Genomic DNA, 15,927 nt, shown 5'->3' with positions numbered 1-15,927 from the left:
GCGGATCCGGCTCCGCCGGTCCGCAGCGGCACCCCCTGGGGGGGAAGCGCGCAGCGCTGCGGGGGGGGGGGATTTATCTATTCTCGGAATTCCGGCGCCCAATGCAGCAGCCGGCGTTCCAGCCAGGTCACACAATAAACCAGCGCGATGCCGACGATGGACAGCAGCGTCACCGCCGCGAACATGTCGGTGGCGTTCAGCGTCGCCAGCGCGGTGATCATCAGATAGCCCATGCCCGTGGTGGAGCCGACGAACTCCGCCAGCACCACGCCGATCAGCGCAAAGCTGATGGCATTCGGCAAGGCCGCGAAGGTCCACGCGGCCGCGGTCGGGATGCGCACGCGCCACAGGATCTGGCGCGGCGAGCCGCCCAGCGTGCGGCAGAAATCCACCAGTTCGCGTTCTACTGCGCGTCCGCCCTTGTAGGTGTTGAAGAACACCAGGAAGAACACCACGAACCATGACGTCACCACCTTGGAGGCAAGGCCCAGGCCGAAGAACATGGTGATGAGCGGCACGAAGGCGATGCGCGGCATCGAGTTGAAGGCCACGATGAAGGGATTGAACACGTCGGCCAGGAAGCGGCTGCGGCTGAGCGTCATGCCCACCACGAAGCCGCTGCCCACGCCCACCAGCAGTCCCACCATGGTGGCCTGCAAGGTCAGCCACAGGTGCGGCCAGACCGAACGCGGGCCGGGCTGCAGCCATTCCCACAGGCGCACGGCCACCCGCGAGGGCTGGCTGATGAAGAAGGGATCGAACAGTGTGTTCTGGGCGAACCAGGGGATGCGCGTGAGTATCTCCCAGGAGCCCAGGATGACGGCGAGTATCAGCACCTGCCACAGGGTGATGCGCAGCCGGCGCGCGATGCTGGCGCGGCGGTCCAGCCGCAGCTGGTCCTGCAGGGAATCGGCGGAGTAAGAGGTGGTCATGACGCGTAGGGATTCAGGCGGCGGCGCGGAACTGCTGTCCCAGCACACTCCAGAGGCTTTGCACATGGGTCACGAACTGCGGCGTTTCGCGCAGCGTGAAGACATCGCGCGGATGCGGGATCTCGATGCGCTCGTCCAGCAGCACGCGGCTGGGCGGGCCGGACAGCACCACCACGCGATCGGACAGCAGGATGGCTTCGTCCAGGTCGTGCGTGACCATGACGATGGTCTGGCCCAGCTTGCGCCAGATCTCGATCAATTCGCGATGCAGGTGGGTCTTGGTGTGCGTGTCCAGCGCGCCGAAGGGCTCGTCCAGCAGCAGGATGCGCGGTTCGACCGCCAGGCTCATCAAGAGCGCCACGCGCCGCCGCATGCCGCCCGACAACTGGTGCGGAAAGGCGTCGGCGAACTGGCTCAGGTGGCCCATTTCCAGTAGTTCCGCCACGCGGCGCTCGATCTTGTCGGCGGCCACGCCCTGGAACTTCAGGCCCAGCGCCACGTTCTTCCTCACGCTGAACCAGGGCAGCAGCGTGTCCTTCTGGAAGATGTAGCCCAGGGCCGGCGGCACCTGCCCGTCCACGATCCGCCCGTCCACGTGGATCGTGCCGGTGGTGGGGCGCAGGAAACCCGCGATCATGTTCAGCAAGGTGCTCTTGCCGCAGCCGGACGGCCCGACGATGGAGACGAACTCGCCTTCCGGGATCGTCAGGCTGACCTCGCCCACCGCGTGTGTGGTGGCCTGGCGCGTCTGGTAGGCCTTGCCCACCTTGTCCAGCGTGATCATCAGAGGCCCCGGGCGCGGCGCACGAAGCTCATGTTCACGCAACGGTCGTAGGGCACGGTCTTGATCTCGTCATTGGAGAACTGGCGGCCGTCGCCCATGATGGCCGTCATGCGGTCATAGGCGTCCTGGGTGATGATGTTGTCCTTCAGGAACACCGTTTCCTTGTAGACGCCCAGCGTCTTCTCGATGGCGGCGCGCGGGAAGGCGTTCAGGTAATCGTCGTAGATCGCGTCGGTGACGGCGGCGGCGCTGTTGGCGCTGATGAAGTCCTGCGCGCGCACCAGCGCGGTCACGAAGGCCTGCACCACTTCCGGGCGCTTCTGGATGGTGTCCTGCAGGGTCAGGGCCGCGATGCCGGGCACGTCGCCGCCCATGAATTCGTTCCACGAACTCTCGGTCGTGGCGTCGAAGATGGGCACGCCCCAGCCTTCCTGTTGCGCCTGTTCCATCATGGACATGGTGGCCATGCTGGCGGACACGGAGCCGGTCTTGAGCGCGCCCAGCATGGTGGCCAGGTCGCCCAGCGGGCGGATGTCAACCTTGTCGGCCACGCCGGCCTTCTGCATCAGGTACAGCGCCATCAGCCAGGTGCTGGACTGCGGCTGGGTCGCGCCCACGCGCTTGCCGGCCAGGTCCTTCAGCGATTTGATCTTGCCGCTTTCAAAGTCCTCGCGGCGCACGATGACGTTGGCGTAGGTGAGCTTGCGGTCAAAGCCGAACACCAGCGTGGCGGGCTTGCCGGCCAAGGTGAGCGCGGGGGCGGCCGTGGCGGCGGTGGCGCCGAACGCGATCTGGCCCGCGGCCAGCAGCTGGTTGGTGCGCGGGCCGCTTTGCGAATTCAGGTATTCGACTTCCAGCCCGCCTTCGCCGAAGTAGCCCTTTTTCAGCGCCACATAACCCGCGGCAAAGAACGGGTCGATGCTGCCCTGGCCGTAGACGACGCGGCCCAGCTTGGGCTGGGCGAACGCGACGCGGCCATTGACCAGGCTGATGCTGGCCAACGCGCCTGCGGCGGCCAGCACGCGGCGGCGGGTGGTGAAGTCGGGGCTGTTGCTCATGTCGTCCTCGGAATAGGTCTGGTTGCAGCGGTTTGGCGTAGACAATACCCCAGCAACTGGCGTCCAACAATGGAAAACGCCCGGTTGCCCGGGCGTCGTGCGCGATGGTCGGGAGGCGGCGGCGCCAGGCGCCGCGCCCGTTTTACGCGGCGGTCTTTTTCGGCGCAGCCTTCTTCACCGCTTTCTTGGCGGCCGTTTTCGTGGCCGTCTTGGTGGCGGTCTTCTTCACCGCGGCCTTCTTGGCCGGCGCTTTCTTTGCGGCGGTCTTGGTCGCGGTCTTGGCGGCCGTCTTGGCCGGTGCGCGGCCGGGCTTTTCAGGACGCGGCTCGAACTCGAAGCCGATCTTGCCGTCCGGCTGGCGGACGAGGAAGGCCTTGAACTTGCGGTTGGTGCGGCTGGAGACGAAGCCGTCGAGCAGGTCGGTGCGGCCATTGGTCAGCAGCTTTTCCATCTGCTCGCGCGAGATCTCCTGCTGCAGGATGACCTTGCCCGAACGGAAATCGCAGCTCTTTTCGGGGCCGACGGATTTCTCGCAGACGTAGCTCATGCCGTGCTCGAACACGCGCGACTGGCACTTGGGGCAGGAGCCCACCGGTGTGTGGCCGGAGAAGTCCACGGCCTCGGAGTCGTCCTCGTCGTTCTGGCCGAAGTCGAATTCCAGCTTGTACTCGTCGCTGATGCGCAGGATGGCGGCGAACGGTCGGCCCATCTTGCTGATGAAGCCTTGCAGCGGACCGATTTCGCGCTTGGCCAGCAGCTCTTCCACTTCGGGCAGTTCGAAGGTGCGGCCGCCCGGATGCTTGCCGATGGAAAAGTCGCAGGCGGTGCAGGCAAAGCGGCGATAGTTTTCCTTCACCACGGCGCCGCACTTGGGGCACGGCGTCTGCAGCGTGGCGTAGTCGCCCGGCACCGTGTCGCGCTCGTATTCCTTGGCGCGCTTGACGATGACTTGCGTCATCTGCGCGATCTCGCGCATGAAGGCCTCGCGGCCCAGTCCGCCCTGCTCGATCTGCTTGAGCTTGTGCTCCCATTCGCCGGTGAGTTCTGGCGAGGTCAGTTCGGTCACGTCCAGGCCGGACAAGAGCGTCATCAGCTGGCGCGCCTTGGCGGTGGGCACCAGGTCGCGGCCTTCGCGGCGCAGGTAGCTTTCGTTGAGCAGGCCTTCGATGATGGCGGCGCGCGTGGCCGGCGTGCCCAGGCCGCGCTCGGACATCGCTTCGCGCAGTTCCTCGTCGTCCACCAGCTTGCCCGCGCCTTCCATGGCCGACAGCAGCGTGCCTTCGTTAAAGCGCGCCGGCGGTTTGGTGGTCAGGCCGACGGCTTCCACGTCCTCGGTGCGCACGGTCTCGCCGTCCGCCACGGGCACCAGGTTGGCGTCTTCGCCTTGGGCTTCCTTGCCGTAGACGGCCAGCCATCCCGGGCTGACCAGCACCTTGCCGTCGGTGCGGAAGCGATGCCCCTGCACTTCGGTCATGCGGGTGGTGACGCGGTATTCCGCGGCGGGGAAGAACACCGCCAGGAAGCGCTTGAGCACCAGGTCGTACAGCTTGGCCTCGGCCTCGCTCAGGTCGTGCGGGATCTGCAGCGTGGGGATGATGGCAAAGTGATCCGACACCTTCTTGTTGTCGAAGATGCGGCGGTTGGGCTTGACCCAGTTCTCGCTGACCACCGTGCCGGCGTGGCGGGCCAGGCCGCCCACCGCGTTGGAGCCGCCCTGCGCCAATGCACGCATCGTCTCCTTGACGGTGTTGATGTAGTCCTCGGGCAGGTAGCGCGAGTCGGTACGCGGGTAGGTCAGCGCCTTGTGGCGTTCGTACAGGGTCTGCGCCAGCGCCAGCGTGGTCTTGGCCGAAAAGCCGAAACGGCCGTTGGCCTCGCGCTGCAGCGAAGTCAGGTCATACAGGGCCGGCGACATCTGGGTCGACGGCTTGGACTCTTCCGTGACGTTGCCGGGCTGTTCGCGGCAGGCGGCCACCACGCTCTGGGCGGCGGCCTGCGACCACAGGCGCGATTCGCGCTTTTCGGGGTCGCGGTCGTCTTTCTTGAATTCCGGGTCGATCCAGCGGCCTTCGTACAGGCCGGCGGCCGCCACGAAGGTGGCGCGCACTTCCCAGTAGTCGCGCGGCACGAAGCGGCGGATACGCTCCTCGCGTTCGGCCACGATGGCCAGCGTGGGCGTCTGCACCCGGCCGACCGGGGTCTTGAAGAAGCCGCCGTCCTTGCTGTTGAAGGCGGTCATGGCGCGGGTGCCGTTGATGCCCACCAGCCAGTCGGCTTCGGCGCGCGAGCGCGCGGCCGCTTCCAGCGGCTTGAGCTGGACGTCGTCGCGCAGGTTGGCGAAGGCTTCGCGGATGGCGGCCTGGGTCATCGACTGCAGCCAGAGGCGCTGGATCGGCTTCTTCACGCCCGCGTACTGAATGATGTAGCGGAAGATCAGTTCGCCTTCGCGCCCGGCGTCACAGGCGTTGATGATGGCATCGACGTCCTTGCGCTTGGCCAGGCGGACCAGCAGCTTGAGCCGTTCGGCCGATTTCTTGTCGGTGGGGCCCAGTTCGAATTCGGGCGGAATCACGGGCAGGTGCGTAAAGCTCCACTTTCCCTTGACCGGATCGTTGGGCGCGACCAAGCTGAGCAAGTGGCCGATGCTCGACGCGAGTACGTAACGTTCGCTTTCAAAATAGTCGCCCTCGCGCGCAAAGCCTCCCAAGGCGCGTGATATATCGAGGGCTACCGAGGGCTTCTCGGCAATAATCAGCGTTTTATTCATGTGTATCCAGTGGCGGCAGTCCCGCCGTAGTAGCGCGGATAATAAGATCGGAGATTCGCCAGATGCAAGTCGGCACTGAAAGACAAGCGGGATCCGAACTACACGCCTGGCGTCAATTTCTGGCGCGCAGCACCCTCTGGCTAGGTGTTTTGCTGCTGGGCAGCGCCGCGGTTTGCTGGGTCGCCGCCAATTGGCAGGACATGACAAAAGTGCAGCGCTTCGCCGGCGTTCAGGGCCTTCTGGCGGTTTGCGCGCTGGCCGCTGCCTGGGCCGGATTGCGCCTGCGGGCCAGTCCAGGGGTGCGGCGCACCATACCGGGCGCCCTGCTCGCCCTGGCTGGCATCCTCCTGGGAGCGCTGCTCGCATTACTAGGCCAAACTTACCAGACTGGCGCCGATACCTGGGAACTGTTCGCCTGGTGGGCGCTGCTGCTGCTGCCCTGGGCGCTGGCCGCCGGCAGCCAGGCCGTCTGGCTGCTGTGGGCGTTGGTGCTGAACGTGGCCGTGGCCTTGTGGCTGGGCGAGCGGGTGTTTTCCTGGATGCTGATATTGGGCGGCCCGGGCGTGCCCGGCCTGATGATGGCCGGCCTGAACCTGCTGCTGCTGCTGGGCTGGGAGCTGGCTGCCCGCCGCTGGCGCGCCAGCACCCTGGTCGGTCCGCGGGTCCTGGCTGCCCTGGCGATCAGCGTGCTGGTGCTGACCCAGATGCTTGGCGACTTCCTGGGCCGCGGCCTGGGCCTCTATAACGGCATCGCCTGGGTCGCGGTGACCCTGGGCCTGGGCTTCTATTATCAGAAGGGCCGGCGCGACCTGATCATCCTGGCCATGTTGGCTGCCGGTGTCATTTGCGTGTCGCTGCGGGTGGCGGGCGAATGGCTGCTGCGCCTGGAGCCCGGCGTCTGGGCCGCGCTGCCGCTGGCGGCGCTGCTCATGGCCGAGGCCGTCTGGGCCGCGCGCTGGCTGCGGCGCCTGGCGGGCGATCCGCAGGCGGCCGTCGCGGCGAGCGCGGACGCGGAGCCGGCCGCCGCCTCGGCCGGCAACTCGGTGGACCCGGCGGACAGCGGGGCGCCCGTGGCGCAGCTGGCGGCCGCTCCGGCGCCTCAGTCGGATCCGCCCTGGTACGTGCAGTGCCTGCTGGGCCTGAGCGCCTGGTTGGCGACCTTGCTGCTACTGGTGTTCATTGCCTTCTCGGGCTTTATCACCACGGAAGGCGGCGCACTGGTGGCCGGGCTGGTGCTGTGCGCGGCCGGCGTGGCGGTGCTGCGCAGCGACGCCGGTCCGTTCTGGCGCCAGTGCGGCACGGCCATGGCTTTCGCCGGGCAGATCCTGATCATCTTCGGGCTGTCCAGTTCGACCTCGTTCGCCAGCGCCTGCGTCTTCGTGCTGCTGATGGCGGCCACGGTCTACGCGGTGGGGCCCGACGTCATCCTGCGTTTTCTCAGCGGCCTGCTGATCGCGGCGGCGGGCGCGGGCCTGATCTGGCGCGTGTTGTCGCCCGACCTGGGGCAAGAGGACCTGCTGGACGCCTGGATGGCGTTCGACGCCCTGCGCGCCACTTTCCTGTGGCTGCCCATTGCCGTGACCGGGGCCTGGGCCACGGCCGTCATCTTTACCGTCAGCCATCGCCTGGGCGGCAAGCGCGCCCATGCCCTGCAGCCGCTGGGCTGGGCCTTCCTGCTGTCGGTGCAAGGCATGGTGTGGCTGGCCAGCGGCATCTCCATCAAGCAGTTGCCCGCCATGTGGCAGCTGAATCCGCATACGGCCGTGCTGGTCGCGGCCGGCGCGCTGCTGCCCGTGGCGGCGGCCTTCGCGGTGCTCTGGCCGCGCCGCCACATGCTGACGGCGGGCGTCACCTGGGGCGTGCCCATCGGCCTGCTGATCCTGGCGCTGTTCTGGCTGCCCAGCCCCGGCGTGGGCTTCGCGCTGGCCTGGCTGCTGCTGGGCTTCGGCTTGAACCAGTCCCGCGTGGTGGTGTTCGGCGTGATCAGCCTGTTGGCGTATCTGGGCGTCTATTACTACCAATTGGACGTGCCGCTGCTGCAAAAAGCCTTGTGGCTGGGCGGCGCCGCGCTGCTGCTGTTCGTGCTGCGCGCCCTGGTCTGGCTGGTGCCGCGCCTGATGCGCACCATTGCGCCCAAGCAGCGCGGGGCTCTGCCGCCGGTATCGGCGCCCTTGCGCTGGCGCACGCTGGCCATCCTGGGCGGCCTGGTGCTGGTGCTGGCGGTCACCAACGGCGGCATCTGGCAGCGTGAAAAACTGCTGGCGTCGGGCAAGGTGGTCATTCTGGAACTGGCGCCGGTGGATCCCCGTTCGCTCATGCAGGGCGACTACATGGCGCTGAACTTCGCGGCCAGCCGGGAAGTCACGCGCCTGCGGCTGGGCGGCGAGCGTCCCGAAGCCGAGGACTCCGTCATGGGTTACGAGCCGGACGGCTATGTAATGTTGCAGACCGACGCGCGCGGCGTCGGGCAGCCGCTACGCATCCAGCCCGACACGCACCCGCATACCGATGCCGAAGTGCCGCTGCGCTACCGCATCCGCGACAACAGCGTGCGCATCGTGACCAACGCCTATTTCTTCCCGGAAGGCCAGGCCGAGCGCTATCAGGTCGCCAAGTACGGCGAGTTGCGCGTGGCGGAAAACGGCGAGGCCCTGCTCGTCCGGATGCTGGACCAGGACCTCAAGCCGCTGTAGCGGCGGGCAGCGGGAAACGCCGCGCCCATTGCGCGGTGGCTTCCCGCAGGAAATGGCCGCGGTCCCCGGCATCGACGGGGTCGAAGCCCAAGGCGTGCCAGGCGGCCATCAGCGCCGCCAGGGGCGCGCCGGTGTCGATGGGCGGGGCGCCGTTCTGCTTGGACAGTTTCAGGCCGCTGGAAGCGTCCAGGATCAGCGGTACGTGCAGGTAGCGTACGGGCGGCAGCCCAAGCAGCCGGCCCAGCACGCGCTGGCGCGCGGTGGAACTGAGCAGGTCCGCGCCACGCACCACATCGGTCACGCCTTGCGCGGCGTCGTCCACCACCGCCGCCAATTGGTAGGCCCACAGGCCGTCGGCCCGCCGCAGGGCGATGTCGCCCACGGCTTGCGCCACGTTCTGTTCCTGCGGCCCCAGCCAACGGTCAACGAAATGTTCCACGCCTTCCGGCATGACCACGCGCCAGGCGCGGGCCTCGCGGCCTGGTGGCAAGCCGTGGCGGCAGGTGCCGGGATACGGCCGTTCGCCGTCGGCCCCGGGCGCGGTCTGGCCACGCAGCGCCGAATCGGCGATTTCGCGTCGCGTGCAGCCGCAGCCGTAGATCAGCCCGCGCGCGGCCAGCGAGTCGAAGGCGGCTTGATAGGCGTCGCCGCGGCGCGACTGCCACATGATGTCGCCGTCCCAATCCAGGCCCAGCGCGCTCAATTGGCCCATGATGACCTCGGCAGCGCCGGGCACCGTGCGCGGCGTGTCCACGTCTTCGATGCGCAGCAGCCAGCGCCCGCCATGGGCACGCGCGTCCAGCCAGCTGGCCAGCGCGGCAACCAGCGAGCCCGCATGCAGCGGGCCGCTGGGACTGGGGGCGAAGCGGCCGACGTAATTCACGATGGGACGCCCGCGCGGCCATGCGCGCGGGTAAGGAGTAACGGCATCAAGCGACGCGGATGCCGTTCAATGCAGCAAGCGCGTGCCGTCTTCGTCCAGCAGCTCTTCCAGGACCAGGTTGTCGATCTCGGCTTCCTGGCTCCAGAGAACCATGAGGGCGATGATCTTGATCTTGGACAGCGGCACGGGCGTTTCCGGCGAAGCCAGGCCCCGGTCGATGACGATTTCGCGCAGCGGCGCGGGCAGCACGCCAGCCGATTCCAGGAAGGCGATGAAGCCGATGGATTCGGTGCCGAGCTGCTGGTATTCGTTGTCGGTGTAGATACGGGTGCCGGTGGCGGGGGCCTGGGCGAGATCGACGCAGCGTTCGGTGGTTTCGGCCAGGCCGTACAGCCAGCCCAGGGCGTCGTCGATGTCTTCGTGCTCGAAACCGGCGGCGGCAAGCCGCTTTGCGAGCACGTCCGCCGCAGGACAGGCTTGCGGCGTGTAGTAATTCTCGTACAGATAAACCAGGATATCGAACATATGGCGCAGTTTTGTGCCTGTTTGCACAGTCGGCCCGCATATCGGCAGACCAGCAAACATGAATTTTACTTTACGCTGATTTATAGGGGTGGGCAACCGGCCGGAGGGTGGAATGTTGTATGAAGTCACCTTGCCTCAAAACGCGCACATTTTTACCCTAAATGCTGCCAATATTCATGATTCGAGGCAAAAAGGGGCAGACCGATAAGGTCCGCCCCTTTTTGTTTTTGGGTGGCTGATCAGGCCGCTTTGGGCGCGTTTTCCAGCTTGAGCTGAGCGATCTGGCGCATGAACACCGGGATGCAGATTGCCAGCCCGATCAGGCCGCTGGTCAGGCCCGGCAGGATGGTCAGCAAGGCGCCGATGGTGCACAGCCAGCGCTCCCAGCTCTTCATGCCCACCAGCATGTAACGCGAGAACGCCGCCGACAGCAGTACCAGGCCGACCATGCAGCCGAACAGCGTCACGAAGAAGTCATACCAGGTGAAGCCCTGCACCGAGATCAGCAGCGACGGCGAGAACACGAACACGAAGGGCACGATGAGCTTGGTGATGCCCAGCCTGAAGGCGGTGTTGCCGGTCTTGAATGGATCGCTGCCCGCCATGCCCGCCGCCGCATAGGCCGCCAGCGCCACGGGCGGTGTAATGTCCGCCAGGATGCCGAAATAGAACACGAAGAAGTGCGCCGCGATGGGCTGCACGCCCAGCTGCACCAGCGTGGGGGCGGCCACCGCCACCATGATCAGGTAGTTCGCCGTGGTGGGGATGCCGCAGCCCATCAGGATGCAAACCAGGCCGGTCATGATGAGCGCCGCGATCAGCGTGAGCGTCTGGGTATTGGCGATGGCATCGGGGATGACCGTTGCCGCGCCGCCGGCGATCGCCTGGGCCGCCGAGATGACGATGTACGAGATCTTGAAGCCCACGCCTGTCAGCGTGACCACGCCGATCACGATACCCACGGTACCCGCCGCGGCGCCCACTGCCAGCGCGTACTTGGCGCCGGTCTCGAAGGCTTCGTACAGGTCGCGCAGGCGTAGCCGCTGGAATGGATTCAGCAGGCCCACAATGATGCAGCCGGTAATGCCCGCGAACGCCGCCAGGTAAGGCGTGCGGCCGCTGGCCAGCACGCCGATCAGCAGGATCAGCGGGATCAGGGTGGGCCAGCGCATCTTGAACGACTGCTTGAGCTTGGGCATTTCTGCTTCGGTCAGCCCGCGCAGCCCTTCGCGCTTGGCCTCGAAGTGCACCTGCATGAACATGCCGAAGAAATACAGGAAGGCCGGGAAAATGCCCGCGATCGCGATCTGCTGGTACGGAATGCCCAGGAATTCGATCATCAGGAAGGCCGCCGCGCCCATGATGGGCGGCGTGATCTGCCCGCCCGTGCTGCTGGCGGCTTCCACACCGGCCGCGAAGTGCCGCGGGTAGCCGATGCGGATCATGGCCGGGATGGTCAGCGAACCCACCGTCACCGCATTGGCGACCGAGGAACCCGACAGCATGCCGAACATGGCCGAGCCGAACACCGACACCTTGGCCGGCCCGCCGGCATAGCGGCCGGCAATGGTGGAAGCGACGTCCAGGAACAGCTGGCCCAGGCCGATACGGGTGGCCAGCACGCCGAACAGCACGAAGTGGAACACGTAGGTCGCCACCACGCCCACCGCCACGCCGTACACGCCCTGGCTGGTCAGGTACATGTGGTTGACGATCTGGGGCCAGGTGTTGCCCGCGTGTTGCAGCAGTCCGGGGAAATACGGACCGAACATGGCGTAGGCCATGAACACCAGCGCGATGATGGGCAGCGGCCAGCCCATGGCGCGCCGCGTGGCTTCCAACAGGCCGATCAGCAGGATCGAGCCCATGAACACGTCTATGGGCAGCGGATTGCCCACGCGGAAGGCCAGGTCCTCGAAGATATAGGGGATGTACAGCACCGACAGGGCCAGTGCGATCGCGATGATCCAGTCGTACAGCGGAATGCCGCCGGGCGCGTACCAAGTGGACTTGGGCTCGCGCGTGTAGTGCGACTTGGAAAAGCCGAACACCAGGAAGATCAGGCTGAGCACGAAAGCCAGATGCACCCCGCGGTGCGTGGCTTCGCGCAGCAGGCCGAAGCCGGCCGTGTAGTAGTGGAAGATGGAGAGCGTTACCAGCAGGCCGGAGACGATCCAGGTCGCCGTCTTGTCCAGCGGCCGGAAGCGGATTTCCGAATCGTACTTCTCCGCCAGCTGCTGGGTTTTTTCGTGATCAATTTCCATCGCAGTAATTCTCTGGGTGATTCAGCAAGCAGGGCCGCTCGTGGCGGCCCTACTCAAGCGCGGCGCATCGCGCCGCGGACATGCACTGCCATCCCTGCGCCCCATGGCCGCGCGGCACGCTAGTCGCATGACCTCGTCGCCACTGATCGGGGCCGCGTGGATCCGGCTCCGCCGGTCCACTGCGGCGCCCCTGGGGGAAGCGCCGAAGGCGCTCGGGGGGGCCTACTTCAGCAGCCCGATTTCCTTGTAGAACTTTTCAGCGCCCGGGTGGAACGGAATGCCGGCGCCCTTGACCGCGTTGTCGCGGGTGATGAGCTTGCCCTTGGCGTGGCCGTTGTCCAGGGTCTTGCGGGTGGCGTCGCTGTACAGCGCCTTGGTGACGTCGTACACCACCTGCTCCGGCAGCTTGGCCGAGGTGACCATCTGCGCGTTGACCGAAATCGTCTTCACTTCACCCACGTTCTGGTAAGTGTTGGCGGCAATGGTGTCGGGCGTGAAGAATTCCTGCTTGGCGCGCAACGCGTCGATCTCCGGGCCAACCAAGGGCACGATCTCGATGCCGGCGCCGCTGGACGCCAGTTCCGCGATGGCGCCTGCGGGGGCGCCGCCCACGAAGAAGAAGGCATCCAGCCCGCCATCCTTAAGCTTGTCGCCGGCTTGGTTGGGCTTCAGGTATTCGGCCTTGATGTCCTTGTCGGTCATGCCGTAGGCGCCCAGGATCAGACGCACGTCCACCAGGGTGCCGGAACCCGGCTCATCCATCGACACGCGCTTGCCCTTCAGGTCGGCCACGCTCTTGATGCCTGCGCCCTTGCGGGCCACCAGGTGGATGCTTTCCGGGTACAGCGTGGCGATCAGGCGCAGGTCTTGCGCCTTGGGCTTGCCTTCGAAGGTGCCGGTGCCGCTATAGGCCCAGAAAGCGACGTCGGACTGCGTGAAGCCCGCTTCGAAGGAACCGCCCAGAATGCCGTTGATGTTGGCCACCGACCCGTTGGAGGCGACCGCCGTGGCGACCAGCTTGCCGGGTTGGGACACCGCGTTGGCGATGATGCCGCCGATGGGGTAGTAGGTGCCGGCCGTGCCGCCCGTGCCGATGCGGAAGAATTGTTGCGCTTGCGCGGTGCCGGCGGCGCCGACGGCGGCGGCCGCGATGGTCAGGGCGGTGATCCAGGTCTTGAGTTTCATGCGAGCTTCTCCGAATTCTTGCTGACGGGTATCAGTAATGTGATTTCTGCCGATGGGCGAATTCCCCCGGCAAAATCTGCCTCCCCTCGGGGGCTTTCTTTATGATGAAATTCTGTCATGCCCGCCCCCTGTAGCCAATGATTACAGGGCTATGGTTTTCCAGGGGGTCGCATCGCCCAAGGTTATGGGCGGTCCCGCTTTGGTTATGGTGTGCGCTTACATCCCAGCAGTGCTGATAACGGAGTTTCCAAGATGTCCCAGGAAGTCATACGCGGCATTGCGCTGCCCCCCGCCGCCCAGCCGGGCGATCCCCTCGCCCGCGTCGATACCCCCAGCCTGGCGCTGGACCTGACCGCCTTCGAAGCCAACCTGCGCGCCATGCAGGCCTGGGCCGACCGCCACGAAGTCGCCCTGCGGCCGCACGCCAAGGCCCACAAGTGCCCGCAGATCGCGCTGCGGCAGGTGGCATTGGGCGCGCGCGGCATCTGCTGCCAGAAGGTCAGCGAAGCCCTGCCCTTCGTGGCCGCCGGCATCCGCGACGTCCACATCAGCAACGAAGTCGTCGGGGCGACCAAGATGGCGTTGCTGGGCCAGCTGGCGCGCGCGGCTAAGATCAGCGTCTGCGTCGACAACGCCCAGAACCTGACGCAGCTGTCCGCCGCCATGGTGCAGGCCGGCGCCCAGATCGACGTGCTGGTGGAAGTGGACGTGGGTCAGGGCCGCTGCGGCGTATCCGACGACGCCACCGTATTGGCGCTGGCGCAGCAGGCGCGCGCGCTGCCAGGCCTGAATTTCGCGGGCCTGCAGGCCTATCACGGGTCGGTGCAGCACTACCGCACCCGCGAAGAACGCGCCACCGTCTCCCGCCAGGCCGCGCGCATCGCCGCGTCCTACGCGCAGCTGCTGCGCGAAAGCGGCATCGCCTGCGACACCATCACCGGCGGCGGCACCGGCAGCGCGGAGTTCGACGCCGCCAGCGGCGTCTATACAGAACTGCAGGCCGGCTCCTATGCCTTCATGGACGGCGACTACGGCGCTAACGAATGGGGCGGACCGCTCAATTTCCAGAACAGCCTGTTCCTGCTGTCCACCGTGATGAGCACGCCCACGCCCGACCGCGTGGTGCTGGACGCGGGCCTCAAATCGGCCTCCGCCGAATGCGGCCCGCCCGCCGTCTATGGCGAATCCGGCCTGACCTGCACCGCCATCAACGACGAGCACAGCGTGGTGCGCGTCGAACCCGGCGCCACGGCGCCCGCGCTGGGCAGCGTGCTGCGCCTGGTGCCCGCGCATGTGGACCCGACCTTCAACCTGCACGACGGCCTGGTGGTATTCAAGGACGGCGTGGTGCAGGACATCTGGGAAATCTCCGCGCGCGGTTTCTCGCGCTGAATCGCGATGCAGCAGCCGGTCTCCTTCGATTGGAAGATTCCCCTGTCCGACGTGCTGGACACGCTCAGGCAAATCTATTCGACCCGCCACCCGGCGCTTGCATCCGCGCGCCTGGACCTGCTTCGGTCCGTCATGAGCGACGACCGGGCCGACGACTTCCTGCCGGCGCTGGGCCAGGAACTGGAGGCGTTGGGGCTGGCGCTCATCGAGCAGCGCGAAGAGGATGACGCGATTCGTCTGCTGATCGTGCCGCAGGCCGAGGCAGACAATCTCAAGACGCACATACAGGCGCGGGGTTGGGAGGCCGTTGCACATCGCCAGGAAGGGGCCGCGGCTGGCGCCCAGGCGGCCCTGCCCAAGCCGGCTTCGGGTCCGCTGTGCGGCCCCGAGGACTATCTGGACATTCCCTATGCCGTAGCGGTGGCTCCGGGATGGGCCTGCGCCGCAATGGAGGACTGGGAAGGCCCGATGCTCACCGACCTGCGTGCATGGCCGGCATTGCGCGCGATTGACGGCAAGTTTCCGGCGCGGCGCGGGCTGCTCGCCTCCTGCGTAAGCCTCAGCGGGGTACATGCCTGGATCGAACAGGGTCCGGACGGACTGTCCAGCACGCCTTATGCGCGTCTGCTGCATTCCGGCCAGGTCGAGCTGCCTTCTTCAAACCGGCCCGGCATGCCCCTGCCGCCGCGCGCCGCGCAAGTGCAACGCCGGACGCCGGAATTCAGCCTGGGGTTTGCGGGCGATGATCTGCTGCTGGTGGACCGTGGCATGGTCTTTCTTTATCCCGCCTACGGACGCCAGGAAGGGGACTGCGCCGCGGAGCCGACGCTGCTGCACACGGCGCCCGCGCAACGCCGTCCCGTCAGTGACAGGTCCGCCGTCATTCTTACGCCCGACGGCCGTACCTGCGTGCTGTGCCGCGGCCAACTGCTGGAGTTTCGCGAAGGGCGGCTGCATCCCTTGCCGCTGTCTTATGCCGTGCCATTGTTGGGCGACATCTCGCATCCCGTGGCCTTGGGCGACAGTGCCATTGCGTGGCTGGAGGACGACATGCTTTGCCATGCAGGCCTGGATGCCGGCGCTGTTCATCAGCGCGAAGTGGCGCATCTGCCTGCCGGCGGCATGACGCTGCAAGCGCTGCAGGGCGGCTGGCTATTGCTGGGCCACTGGCATGCGCCGCATCGAAGCATGGACCTGGGCCAGCTCTGGCATCCGGCGTCGGGCCAGTTGCTTCGAATCCGCCATGGTGCGCTGGACCTGGATAGCGGGATACAACAGTGGGTCGGCCTGCCAGGCGGCGAGGTCGTGGCGGGCGGTCAGACGCGCTACGCGCGGCTAGGCCGTTTCGACGCCCTGCTGGGCCGCCTGGACGCAAAAGCGCCATAGGACGCAACGCGTAAGCGCAAAAAGGCCGGCGCGCCTTCAGCGCGCCAGCCGTCCAGGC

At 66.7% G+C, this 15,927-nt stretch carries 11 protein-coding genes; 3 read left to right on the top strand and 8 right to left on the bottom strand.

Annotation, left to right across the window (positions count from 1 at the left end):
- Nucleotides 1–77: 77 nt before the first annotated feature.
- From IB257_RS27125 to IB257_RS27110, 4 genes are all read right to left on the bottom strand, one after another.
- Nucleotides 78–932: an ABC transporter permease gene (locus IB257_RS27125; RefSeq protein WP_175160137.1), complete on the bottom strand. Its 855-nt coding sequence runs from the start codon at nucleotides 930–932 to the stop codon at nucleotides 78–80.
- 13 nt (nucleotides 933–945) lie between these two features.
- Nucleotides 946–1,716 (bottom strand): ABC transporter ATP-binding protein, encoded by a 771-nt coding sequence (locus IB257_RS27120; protein WP_054455711.1) that lies wholly within the window; start codon nucleotides 1,714–1,716, stop codon nucleotides 946–948.
- Nucleotides 1,716–2,774, bottom strand: coding sequence for an ABC transporter substrate-binding protein (locus IB257_RS27115; RefSeq protein ID WP_119449796.1), 1,059 nt, complete (start codon nucleotides 2,772–2,774; stop codon nucleotides 1,716–1,718). The genes IB257_RS27120 and IB257_RS27115 overlap by 1 nt, the downstream gene beginning before the upstream one ends.
- Nucleotides 2,775–2,916: 142 nt before the next feature.
- Nucleotides 2,917–5,541: a DNA topoisomerase III gene (locus IB257_RS27110; protein WP_054455707.1), complete on the bottom strand. Its 2,625-nt coding sequence runs from the start codon at nucleotides 5,539–5,541 to the stop codon at nucleotides 2,917–2,919.
- Between the two features lie 62 nt (nucleotides 5,542–5,603).
- Between IB257_RS27110 and IB257_RS27105 the strand changes: the two genes are divergently transcribed.
- Nucleotides 5,604–8,234, top strand: a complete 2,631-nt coding sequence (locus IB257_RS27105) for a GDYXXLXY domain-containing protein (RefSeq protein WP_192493101.1) — start codon at nucleotides 5,604–5,606, stop codon at nucleotides 8,232–8,234.
- On the opposite strand, the gene gluQRS is transcribed toward IB257_RS27105, so the two are convergent.
- From gluQRS to IB257_RS27085, 4 genes are all read right to left on the bottom strand, one after another.
- A complete protein-coding gene (gene gluQRS / locus IB257_RS27100; protein ID WP_192493100.1) occupies nucleotides 8,221–9,117 on the bottom strand; it encodes a tRNA glutamyl-Q(34) synthetase GluQRS in 897 nt (298 codons plus the stop codon). The genes IB257_RS27105 and gluQRS overlap by 14 nt on opposite strands.
- A 66-nt stretch (nucleotides 9,118–9,183) precedes the next feature.
- On the bottom strand, nucleotides 9,184–9,642 hold the full coding sequence (locus IB257_RS27095) for a DUF494 family protein (RefSeq protein WP_042795808.1): 459 nt from the start codon (nucleotides 9,640–9,642) through the stop codon (nucleotides 9,184–9,186).
- Nucleotides 9,643–9,881: 239 nt separating this feature from the next.
- On the bottom strand, nucleotides 9,882–11,906 hold the full coding sequence (locus tag IB257_RS27090; protein WP_054455701.1) for a TRAP transporter permease: 2,025 nt from the start codon (nucleotides 11,904–11,906) through the stop codon (nucleotides 9,882–9,884).
- 222 nt (nucleotides 11,907–12,128) lie between these two features.
- On the bottom strand, nucleotides 12,129–13,091 hold the full coding sequence (locus IB257_RS27085) for a TAXI family TRAP transporter solute-binding subunit (protein WP_054455699.1): 963 nt from the start codon (nucleotides 13,089–13,091) through the stop codon (nucleotides 12,129–12,131).
- 252 nt (nucleotides 13,092–13,343) lie between these two features.
- Here IB257_RS27085 and IB257_RS27080 point away from each other — a divergent pair, with 252 nt between their 5' ends.
- Both IB257_RS27080 and IB257_RS27075 read left to right on the top strand, forming a co-directional pair.
- Complete coding sequence (locus IB257_RS27080) at nucleotides 13,344–14,483, top strand: DSD1 family PLP-dependent enzyme (RefSeq protein ID WP_192493099.1); 1,140 nt, start codon at nucleotides 13,344–13,346, stop codon at nucleotides 14,481–14,483.
- A gap of 6 nt (nucleotides 14,484–14,489) precedes the next feature.
- A complete protein-coding gene (locus IB257_RS27075; RefSeq protein ID WP_192493098.1) occupies nucleotides 14,490–15,869 on the top strand; it encodes a hypothetical protein in 1,380 nt (459 codons plus the stop codon).
- Nucleotides 15,870–15,927: the final 58 nt, after the last annotated feature.

The sequence above is a fragment of the Achromobacter sp. ACM03 genome, from assembly GCF_014851665.1.
GTDB classification, from domain to species: Bacteria; Pseudomonadota; Gammaproteobacteria; order Burkholderiales; family Burkholderiaceae_B; genus Achromobacter; species Achromobacter aegrifaciens.
This window is presented reverse-complemented; position numbering and strand designations above follow the sequence as displayed.